The sequence below is a fragment of the Mesorhizobium sp. M7A.F.Ca.CA.002.15.2.1 genome (assembly GCF_003998715.1).
Lineage (GTDB): Bacteria > Pseudomonadota > Alphaproteobacteria > Rhizobiales > Rhizobiaceae > Mesorhizobium > Mesorhizobium ciceri.
The window spans coordinates 1-1,624 of the sequence record NZ_RZPI01000930.1 but is presented as its reverse complement, the minus strand read 5'-3'; the positions used below and the strand labels follow the sequence as shown (position 1 = coordinate 1,624).

General features: G+C 57.0%; 2 protein-coding genes. Both read left to right on the top strand.

The genetic code is table 11. The annotated features are described in order from the left end of the window. A partial coding sequence (locus ENZ74_RS34575) for a hypothetical protein (RefSeq protein ID WP_164761366.1) occupies positions 1-930 on the top strand: 930 nt, incomplete at its 5' end. Positions 931-1,142: 212 nt separating this feature from the next. Further along, the coding region (locus ENZ74_RS31235; protein ID WP_127313278.1) for an SDR family NAD(P)-dependent oxidoreductase at positions 1,143-1,624 on the top strand (482 nt) is incomplete at its 3' end.

Below are 1,624 nucleotides of genomic sequence, written 5' to 3'. Positions count from 1 at the left end.
CTTCAGGTGGAGGAGCTCCCACTTTGGCAACGTCCGCTTAGGGCTTCAATCAAGTTCGTTCTAGAAAGCATTCTGGACATTCGGGGCGACACGAAGGAGGATTTTGCAGGGAAACCATGGTTTGCGGTGATCTTCCACCATATTGAGACATGGTATCGCGATACCTACGGAAGTGCTTTTGATCAGAGTAGCGGGGAGGGTTTTGCGTCGGGCGTAGTGCTTGTTCGGCATGTCCCGATTGAAATCCGCGTTCCACTAACACGCACCACGCCGGGGACACCTGGTGAAACCGTTTGGCTTCATTTCCCCCTTGGCATTGAACAGGGCGAGACGCCCACCGACTGGCTCGTAAACCCGCCCAACCTCGCGAAGATAGACCTGACGGAAAGCCGAAAACTGAAAACGAGGACGACGGCGGTGGCCACCGCCTTGCGCAGGATCAGAATGAACACGATGGGAGTGACCGCGCCGGATCATGAAATCACGGAATTGATTGATGGGGTTCTTTCTGATCTTCAAAACGCGGCAATAGGTCTGCTTACTGATAGTGATACCGCAAGGGGCGCTGCAATGTGGTCGATGCAGATGGCAATCGAACGGACGATAAAGGCATTCATTCTTCAAAAGACAGGCAGAAAGTATCGTGAAACCCACGACCTTTTTTACCTTTACGACGACGCGCTTCCGCATTGTTCCGGCATCAACCGCGGCCTCCTAAAGAAGCTCCCCAATTCACGCGAGATGATGGAAGGACGGTACGGTCTGGGTACGAAATGGACAATCCGCTATGCGACGGAAGCCTACTTCGCGGCGCTCATGCTCATTTCCGAGTTCTCAGCCCGGTATGATCGCAAGATAAGTGTCGGCGGCAGTCGGGTCCACCTCAAGCGTCCACCTTGGCTCACCTTGCCGAAGCCTGTCACAACCTAGGACTATTTCCCCCTACTTCTTTTTCACAGCCGCGAGCTGGTCGGACTGAATTTCCATGATGGAACGTGTTTCGGGTTTCCATACCGTCGACGCGCTGCATGCGATTTAACAGGAAAAATAGGCGCGCTATGTACCCCATGGATTATATGGTTCGACGATTGTGACCGCTGGCGTTCGACCGCGCACGGCAGGCGGAACCAACGGAGCCTGAATTGACATCCATCACTACCACCAAGCGAGCACTTATCACCGGGACCGGAGCGGCCGACGGCATCGGCTTCGCCATTGCCCGCCAGCTCGGCCATGCCGGCCATGCCGTTTTTCTCACCGGTGCCAGTGGGCGTGTGCTCGATCGCGCCGTTGAGCTCCGTGCAGAAGGCATCGACGCCAAGGCCGTGGTCGCCGATCTCACCATCGCTGCCGATGTCGCGCGGTTGCGGGCTGATGTCGGCGCGGTCGGCATCCTGGTCAACAATGCCGGCATGGGCTCGCTGGCATCGCCATCGGTCGACAAGGCGTTTCTCGCCATGACCGAGGCCGACTGGGATCAGGGGATCGACGTCAGCCTGAAGACGGCATTCCTCGTCACCAAGGCGTTTCTGCCGGCGATGGTCGAAGCGGGCTATGGGCGTATCGTCAATGTGGCGTCGGTCACCGGACCGCTGGTGTCTTTCGAAGGCACATCAGCCTATTC